Here is an 8,801-nt window from a genome sequence, read left to right on the forward strand (position 1 = left end):
TAGTTGGGCCAACGAGTGAACCAGGAACTGCTCTAATTTCAATACTATTATCAAAAGAATATGTCTCACCATGGGCAAGTGTGACTATTTGAGAATAGCCCAACTCTTGTACTACTTTTGCTGCAGTGGGAGAGGCGACTACAGGAATATTTTTGTTTAACTGTTTTAGGGTCTGAGGGTGAGCATGGTCTTCTAAACCTTGAGACAATACAATTAAATCTATATTTTCTGGTATGGCACGGGGAGTACGCCTCTCTCCTTTGAATAACCAAGGTAGATTACCGAAAACTAGGGGGCCAACTAACCAAGGGTCCAGCAGGAGTTGTTTGCCTCCAATTTCAATTAACCAGGAATTACTATCTAACCAAGTCAGATGCATAATATTTATAAAATTAAATTATCTTTCAATCATTATTGTAACAATTTATTACAATTGATGGGATATTGTCCATCGGCCATCAGTTGCTTAGGGTTAAGAGGCGATCGCAGATAGCTGAGTAGAGGAAATTAATAATAGACATTTCCAGAAAAGAGGGAACAGGGAACAGTGGTGCGACCCCGGGTCGGCGGCAGATGCACCTGGTAGCGGACAAAGAGAGGTAACAGGGATAAATAATTGACAATTTATAGATAAGAATTGCTTTGATTTTGGATTTTTACCAGATGTCTAATATGTTCGATAGTATTACTGTGTCTAGTTTAATTAAATTTGCTGGGTAAACGGTGTGAGAATTTTGCTCGCAAATATCTGATATCAAGTCCGGCAGGATCAGTATTATAAAGTTCAGGGAAGAAAGAAGACTTTAGTTATCTGGGAGAGAAGGAAGAAGATTTGAAAAAAAGAAAAAGTAGATATTTCCCAAGTTTTTATACAAACAATACCAACGCACATGATATTACTTCTTAAATCTAGCTGTGATTAACTTTGAAAAAAATATCCTAAAAGTTTCTTACCAAGGTAAAATTTTGTGTTTTTTTTCAAGGTCTTTTACTGGTGGGGATTGAGTATTAATATTCATTAACTTCAGATCAGGACTATTGATATAATGCCACTTAGATATAACAAAAAAAGTGAATTTATATTTCCGATAACTTTCGTAAAAAACCTGCTTATATAAAAGTTATAGATAGCAGTAATCTTGAGAGATAGGGGAAGAATATATAGTAACTGCTATGATTACTCTTGACTTATGGAATATTTAAAACAATGGAATATCAATACTCAACCTTATTCCTTCTCTCCTAGATAAGTAAAGCTTTCTTCTTTCTTGACTTCTGCTATATATTCCATAAATAACCAAATTCGATCGGTAAATTTAGGGAGTTTAAATCATTTTGTACATAACCATTGGAGGAGAAAAAATTTTCTGAGTTCTGAATTTAGCTTTGAGAATCTGCTTCAGAATTATATTTTACTTTTTCCCAGATAATAGTAGCTAGGAAACATAACATCATTAAGTAAAGTGGTACGCTTATCATCATCTATACTCCTAATTTTTATTCTAGTTCGTGTGTTTTTTATTGTTTGGGAATCAATTATATCTTCATTTTTTCTAGGAAACTTATTAACCATTTCCTATAAAAACCAAAAAGACCCCTAAGATTAATTATGACATAGTTTGCTTTTGTTGTCATCCCAACAGGAAAAATTGGTATTTACTGGAGAGAAATTTATTAATAACACACAGAAGCAAAATAGAGATATATTGAGTCAATATTTAAGTGGTGTATACTTATCAGTAATTACACTTTATTAGTAGTTATTTTCAGCTACTTAAAAATAACTTCAATATAAGAATTAGGATTTTCAGCAACCCAACCAAAAGGAGAATTATATCTAATTTCAAAATGAAGATGAGCTTCCTCAAAATCAGGTGTTCCTGTCTGACCAACTGTGCCTAAAAGTTCTGCCTGTGCTATTTTTTGACCAGTTTTAACATTAATATAATCTAAATGGGCATAACGAGTTTGCTTGCCAGCAGCGTGGTTAATTACTACTAAATTGCCATAATTACCTTGTTTGCCAGCAAATGCCACTATCCCTTCTCCTACAGAAAACACTGATGTACCACTATTAGCAATTAAGTCTAAACCACTATGAAAAACTACTTGATTTTTAATCGGATGTAGTAACCAACCATAACCTAAAATAACCCTAGTTTCAAAAGGTAAAGGATAACCTTTTAATGAAGAAATTTGTGGGGGTGTTTTTCGCCCTGGAGACCAATTTACTCCTGGTAAAAAAACCACTTCTGGTGTCTGTTGTTCTGGTGTTTGTGGACAACCATTAACTTCATATAATGCATCAGCACGGATATTATAATTTTCTGCAACATTTTTCCAAGTTGTGCCAGTAGGTACTTTCACAGCGATACCATTATAGGGAGGAATAATTATCTCAGTACCTACGGTTGGCGGACTTTTCTGTAGTACTCGATTAAATGCTAACAGGGTAGGAGGAATGAGGTTGTATTTTTGAGCAATAGTTTCAATGGTTTCTCCAGTGGTAATTGTATGACGTTGGAGGCGAGATAAAGCTGGTGGGGGACAAACTTCTTTTGCTTCTTCTGAAATGGAAGGAGTAGGAATTTTCATAGGTTGGGATTGAGCATTTGCCTGCATTAATAAAAGTGGATTAATAAACCACAATAATGTAGTAAAAAGGTAAAGGTAGGATTGAGAAGTCATAAGCAGTACAAATTGGAAAAAAATAGTTACCAGTTTGATATTAGCCTTTGATTAGAGATTTTTTCCCCTAGAAAATTTTTGTCTGAGGAAGAAACGTTGAAATTTTCTAGAGCTAGAGTGAGATGATGAGTAATATCATTTCTCAAAAACTTTTCAACTTGGCTATTGAGTAGGGGAGTGAGGGAGTAGTAAACATAGGCAATAGGCAACAGCATAGATCCCAAATAGACATCTGGTGATCATCAAAAATCGGCGTTGGTAAAGCGCGTGTATGATATTAATCTTAATTATTTAGGAGTCAGTCCTCAGGAGGGAAGAAAGAAGAAGAAACCCTGAGTAGAAGGAGAAAGTTTTTTGGTCGCGTAAAGGTAACGGAGTTCTATCGCGCTCTTATCCGGACATGGTATCATGCCTCAAATTACCAACGCCCAAAAATTAAATCAATGATCGCGCAAAAATCATCAATTCTTTCCCCCTACTCCCTAGTTCCCTCTTTTCCGCAGAGGTCTAATAGGTTCTATAGCAAATATTGAGTTATTTAGGATTTATTGCGATCGTGAATCAAATACAGGAAAAAGTTTTTTCCGCTGTTCCCTCACAGGAATCAGTATTCTCATAGGGTTTTGCTAATTTATATCAAATCCACTCGGGTTCGGTATAAAAAAAATTTTCATCTTCATCCAAGAGCAAATGTTTCGCGCATTCTCTTCCCTCCTGAGGAGGTCCTCCTGAGGACTGACTCCTAGATTAACTATCTAATTACACCGATGCTACCGGATTTGATATTACATCTGTCGTGGGCTCACGGTCGCACTGCTGTTCCCATATCTGGTGTTCCCTGTTCCCTGCTATAAAATTTTTAGGCGTTGCTGATTTGAGGTATGATATCTTGTCCGGATAAGAGGGCGAGCAAAAAACTTTCTCCTTTTACTCGGGGTTTCTTATTCTTTCTTCCTTCCTGAGGACTGACTCGGTCTTTCCCCTCCTGGGAGGGGCACGCGGGTGGGTTGACTCCTAAAGAATTAAAATTAATACCATACACGTGCTTCAGCAACGCCAATTTTTATTTTTGTGCAATAGACATCTCCAAAAATCAAAAATAAAATCAATTCTTATCCAGAAATTATCAATTATTCTTCTCTGTTCCCTGTTCCCTGTTCCCTGTTCCCTCTTTTCTGGAGATGTGTAATAACTCCTACTGTTGCGTGATAAATTGCTTGCGTATTAGGGTCTTCTGCAAACAAACAATAGTTGTCAACGTCAGAGTAGCTTGCTTTACCAGTTGCAATATATTTTTCTGTAAGCTGCATTGCAGACATTTTCATCATTTTGGCTATTTCCGATCGCCCTGGAGAAACAGGAGCATCATTTTCTACAGATAACTTTTGCCAATCATACTTTTGCAATATCTCTGGTAACTTACCTCCTAAAGCATAATCTGTTCCTCTATCTACAAACATTTTCTCAATAGCGAGATTGACTTGGTCTACTGACTGACACATTTGACTATCCCCCGCAATAGCTTTAGCTGCAGAAAAATCTGGTTCTTCAATGACTAACCATCCACCAGGTTTGAGCAAATCTACTATTTTTGATAAGGCAAGTTGAAAGTCTCGAATATGGATGAGAAGACAACGTGCATGAATTAAGTCAAAAGATTGACTTTCCAGTGCGAGATGGCAAAAGTCTGCTTCTAAAACTTCAATATTAGATGATTGAATTTTTGCTAAAAAACGAGTATCTAGGTCAACGGCAATAACCTTTCCACTATCTCCAATAACTGTTGCGAGCCATTTAGCGATCGCTCCTGCTCCTGCTCCTACTTCCAGACATTGCCATTTTTCTGTGATTCCAGTTGTTAAAATTCGTTCACGAGTTTTTTGGTCAAAAATTTGTTCGATCGCCTGTAGTCTTTCTAATTCTTTGAGATTTTGAGTATTGCTAAAAATATAGTCTGTAGACCCTGACATCTATAAAAATATCCCCCTTCTATTGTTGGCTAATTACTTATATTTCCAACAACATAAGAGGGTATGCAATTTAAGATGTTCAAAAATTTAGAATTATTTAACATTTGTATTTATAATTACAGCACTTTTGAGGAAGCGTGAGGTACAGTTGTAAGGCTATTCTTATATTTCCTGTTCCCTGTTCCCTGTTCCCTGTTCCCTGTTCCCTAAAGGAATAAAACTTTGTACCTCCGAGACTCGAAAACTGCTGTAAAATGATTGATACAATTTTGGTTGTCCAAGGGCCAGAACTAAAATCTGTGAAGCGCGGTCTTACCCCTGAGTTATCTCAGCCTAAATTATTGTCTTTGCCTATAGGTGCTGCATCTGTTACTCGTTATTTGAATAACTGGCAAAAAAGACAAGATTTTTCCTCCCATCAACCCTCTACAATATTGGTTATGGGATTGTGTGGTAGTTTATCTAGTCAATATCAACCTGGAGATGTGGTTATTTATAATGAGTGTGTTGAATATATTGAAGAAGGAAGAAGGAAGAAGGAAGAGGGAAGAAGGAAGAAGTGTATGGGGACTCAAACTCCAATCAATTGTAAACACCATGTAGACGGCAGGGTATTAAACCCAAAATCAAAAGATTATTCTCAGTTACTCCGGCAAAAGTGCGATAGTGTTTTAACAGCTAAGTTGCAAACACATTTAAAAGGAAAAGCTTCTTTAGTAACGGGTTTAACTAGCGATCGCTTCATCTATAAGGCGCAGGAAAAACAACTATTGGGAAAAAATACTGGTGCAGAAGTGGTAGATATGGAAGGTTTTGCAATTCTCAATTTCTTTGCTCATTTACCTGTCTCCGTGGCGATGGTGAGAGTGGTCAGCGATGACTGTTATCATGACCTTCCCAATATCTCTTCTGCTCTGACATCATCTGGAAGTTTGCAACCTTTAGCATTGGCAAACACTATGTTTCGCCAACCACTGCCTGCTTTCCAACTTATTCGAGGTAGTATTCAAGGATTAAAAGTATTGCAGGAGGTTACAAGTTGTCTTTTTAGTGATTAAAAATAATTAGGCAATTATTCTGGGACCATCCTATTTTCTGTTCTTTTTCAAACTGATTTAGTAGTCGTGTTATAGTAACGCGACTTGTACCAATAATTTCAGCTAATTCTTGATGAGTTAACCTCATATCCAATATTTTTCCCTCTGGCAGTTGATTACCAAATCTATCGGTCAACCATTTTAATAATCTCAACAGTCGTAATTTAATTTTTCTAGAATGAATAATTCTTAGTAACTCTTGAGTTTTTTGAATGTGAGAAAGCATTACTTCTTGAGTATAGAAATAACCCCTTGGTAAGATACTTGCTTCTACAATAGTTAAACATTCAACTTGATAAGGATAAGATGGAAATAGAGGTTGACCAACGATGTCTCCTGTACCCCAAAATCCTAAAGTGATCGTATTTTCTTCTTCATTTTTGGTAAGAGTGCGAACCACCCCAGCATCTATTCGCCATAATAATATATCTGTTAATGGTATTAATTGGCGACGTTTAAATTGATGCTGCTTCAGTTTTTGAGGTTTAGTAATTACTGAATTTAAGCTCATAATTATTCTCCTATTTATTTGTGCTGAAAATTCCCGGATTTGACTAAGCAAAATTTGCTGTTAAATTTCTCAAAACAAAGAGTAATATAAAATCAGGTTATACATTAATCGCAAAATTACTTCATTTTATAGCGCGTAGCACTAGGGAATAGGGAGCAGGGAATAGCTAGCTGTAAAAGGTTTTTTCCTGCGGAATCCGTCAGGAAACAGGATTGAAAAATGTCTTAGCAAACATAATTTTGAATTCTCCTTCTAAGATAATTAAGTTAATAACTAATAACTGATATCATGTCCGTTTGTATAGTTTGTGTAAACCCAAGCATGAATATATGAATATATATAGGAAATTTAAGTTTTTTCTTGCTCTTAACTTAAGTCTTCCTTCCTCTTCCCTCTTCCTTCTTCCCTCTACCCTCTTCCTTACCTTAGCTATACAATACCGATGCTACCGGACATGATATGATAGCTGAATGCTGACTAATATTGTGAATTAGATTTACATTGTTGTAAGATTGGTTTTGCTAGATAATTATTTGGTTCATAATCACTACAATTTAGAGCTGTTTCGGTAAGAGCATTATAAGGATGTACGGTACATTTCAAACGATAATCTCCTGTAAAAAATATACAGCGACTACAAGGAATTTGATGCAGTCGTCTAACATAACTTATTCCTTGCTGAAAGGTCAAACAAAAATTCCGCAAACCTATAGTAATTAATGATAGAAGACCCATCATAAAAATGATACGACCTAGCTCTTGAAGTAGATATTCTGGAATCAAATTAATCATAGTTTTAACTCTATTCTGAATTAATAATTTGGGAAAAATTACTAATTATATTTAGTCGTATATAGTAATTATCATACTTGTGAGGTACACAATTCTGGGTTTTAGGCAACAGGCAACAGGCAACAGGGAAATATAAAGAAAAAAGATAACTGTACCTCGCTAACCTGAGAAACGCTATAACTAGGAAAATTTTAAGAGATTGCTAACTATTTACTTACGGTTTTTTCAAAAGAAATAAAACACTTATTTTTCAGAAAAATAAGCCAATAATTAGCAATAATAATTTTCTGCCTAGTTACTTTACGAATATCAAATTTTACTCGCTATTACTTCCTGAGTTATATCCGATAAAACCAGTGCATTATTCTGCCAAAATTCTAGCAGTGCTTGTGCTACATTTAGAGGATAAAAATGATGGAAAAAATAACCACCTTCAGGACATTCCCAAATCCGGTCTCCGGGTTTTAAAAATGGTTGCCATCCTCCAATTAAATTAGGATCGATAATCGGATCGTCATTGCCACCACATACCATTAAAGGTACAGGAACTCCTCTAGGAACCATACTTTGGCGTTTTAACAATGAGTGAGGTGATGGAGATAAATCTAAATCTCTCTCTAATATCCTGATTAAATTTTGAGTATTTCTTTTATCTTGTTCGCCAAATAAACTTTGCACCATATTAATCAAAATTGTTTGGCGACTACAAGGTAAAAGATGGCGATGTACATAATAATGTGCTTGCCAATCAACTGTAGGATGAACGCCGACAGATAATAAAGTTAAAGACTTCACTCTTTCTGGATATTTACGAGCATACATTAATCCTACTAATCCACTTGTACTATGACCAATAAGATGAATAGGTTTATTCAAAGATTTGAGATAATCATGGAGTAATGTTACAGCTACGTCTAGAGTACAAGGTTCATCAGCAGTTTGAAAATAATCCCATTCAGCAATTAATACTTTTCTTGATAGGTAATTAATCAATCGTCGGTCAAAAACTTGTAGACTAGGACTGGTCTTTAACCACAATACGTCTGGAATCTTAGACATTGCTTTTCATTCTCCTAAGTTATCAAGATAATAATTAGTAAATAGTATCTTTAAGTACAAAATAATTGTGCAGAAGCAAGAAGGTAATTTCAGGAGTAGGTGTTGAGAGTTTCATAGATTAAATCTGATGTCAGTAGTTAGGAGGAAAAATCAAGATAAATAATTAAATTAAATAGTAAAATCTTGCTACATATCTCTCTCTTAAAAGCAAGAATTGAGAATATTTTCTATAGCATTCTTTTTCACATTTCATATTAATTAGTGGTGGGTATTAATTTCCTACTAGTTAATAAAATACCAGCAAATTTATGATTGAACTTGGCTCTCAAAATTACTCCCGAAATCTGCGGATTGTACAGAATTAAATTCAGAAATTATGACGGGCGTGACTTCTGAATTTTGTATTGATCGAGTTTGTTTAGTTCTCTTTTTTTCCTAGCTTTCTAGAAGGAAGAAAGCATTGATCTATTCAGAGAGTTAGATAGATTTATATAAATCAATACAGTTTAGTAAATCTCCTGTTACCCTCTAAATAAAATCAGATGTTCCTAGCTTTCTAGAAGGAAGAAAGCATTGATCTATTCAGAGAGTTAGATAGATTTTGGAATTTAGTCTGATTTTATTTAGAGGGTAAAAGGAAATTTACTAAACTGTATTGATTTATATAAATCTATCTAACTCTCT

General features: G+C 35.1%; 8 protein-coding genes. 1 reads left to right on the plus strand and 7 read right to left on the minus strand.

The genetic code is table 11. From position 1 onward, the window contains the following. From F6K13_RS07475 to F6K13_RS07490, 4 genes are all read right to left on the minus strand, one after another. Positions 1–379, minus strand: a 379-nt coding sequence (locus F6K13_RS07475) for an MBL fold metallo-hydrolase (RefSeq protein ID WP_287287130.1), incomplete at its 3' end; no start/stop codon positions are given. Positions 380–1,770: 1,391 nt separating this feature from the next. Continuing rightward, the gene (locus F6K13_RS07480; RefSeq protein WP_287287131.1) at positions 1,771–2,688 is read right to left on the minus strand and encodes a M23 family metallopeptidase; all 918 of its coding nucleotides are present in this window, start codon (positions 2,686–2,688) and stop codon (positions 1,771–1,773) included. 859 nt (positions 2,689–3,547) lie between these two features. Next, on the minus strand, positions 3,548–3,742 hold the full coding sequence (locus tag F6K13_RS07485) for a hypothetical protein (RefSeq protein ID WP_287287133.1): 195 nt from the start codon (positions 3,740–3,742) through the stop codon (positions 3,548–3,550). Positions 3,743–3,818: 76 nt separating this feature from the next. Further along, positions 3,819–4,658 (minus strand): bifunctional 2-polyprenyl-6-hydroxyphenol methylase/3-demethylubiquinol 3-O-methyltransferase UbiG, encoded by an 840-nt coding sequence (locus F6K13_RS07490; RefSeq protein WP_287287134.1) that lies wholly within the window; start codon positions 4,656–4,658, stop codon positions 3,819–3,821. A gap of 254 nt (positions 4,659–4,912) precedes the next feature. Here F6K13_RS07490 and F6K13_RS07495 point away from each other — a divergent pair, with 254 nt between their 5' ends. Continuing rightward, positions 4,913–5,716 carry a phosphorylase gene (locus F6K13_RS07495; protein WP_287287136.1) on the plus strand — a complete coding sequence of 268 codons (804 nt, stop codon included), beginning with the start codon at positions 4,913–4,915 and terminating at the stop codon, positions 5,714–5,716. Here the strand turns inward: F6K13_RS07495 and F6K13_RS07500 are convergent. The 3 genes from F6K13_RS07500 to F6K13_RS07510 all read right to left on the minus strand — a co-directional run bounded on the left by F6K13_RS07500 (position 5,706) and on the right by F6K13_RS07510 (position 8,117). After that, complete coding sequence (locus tag F6K13_RS07500) at positions 5,706–6,266, minus strand: Crp/Fnr family transcriptional regulator (RefSeq protein WP_124145324.1); 561 nt, start codon at positions 6,264–6,266, stop codon at positions 5,706–5,708. The two genes, F6K13_RS07495 and F6K13_RS07500, sit on opposite strands and share 11 nt — an antisense overlap. 477 nt (positions 6,267–6,743) lie before the next feature. After that, positions 6,744–7,058, minus strand: coding sequence for a hypothetical protein (locus F6K13_RS07505; protein ID WP_205127386.1), 315 nt, complete (start codon positions 7,056–7,058; stop codon positions 6,744–6,746). A 309-nt stretch (positions 7,059–7,367) separates the two neighbouring features. Next, positions 7,368–8,117, minus strand: a complete 750-nt coding sequence (locus F6K13_RS07510; RefSeq protein ID WP_124145325.1) for an alpha/beta fold hydrolase — start codon at positions 8,115–8,117, stop codon at positions 7,368–7,370. Positions 8,118–8,801 lie beyond the last annotated feature (684 nt).

The sequence above is a fragment of the Okeania sp. SIO2B9 genome, assembly GCF_010672505.1.
Classification (GTDB): domain Bacteria; phylum Cyanobacteriota; class Cyanobacteriia; order Cyanobacteriales; family Microcoleaceae; genus Okeania; species Okeania hirsuta.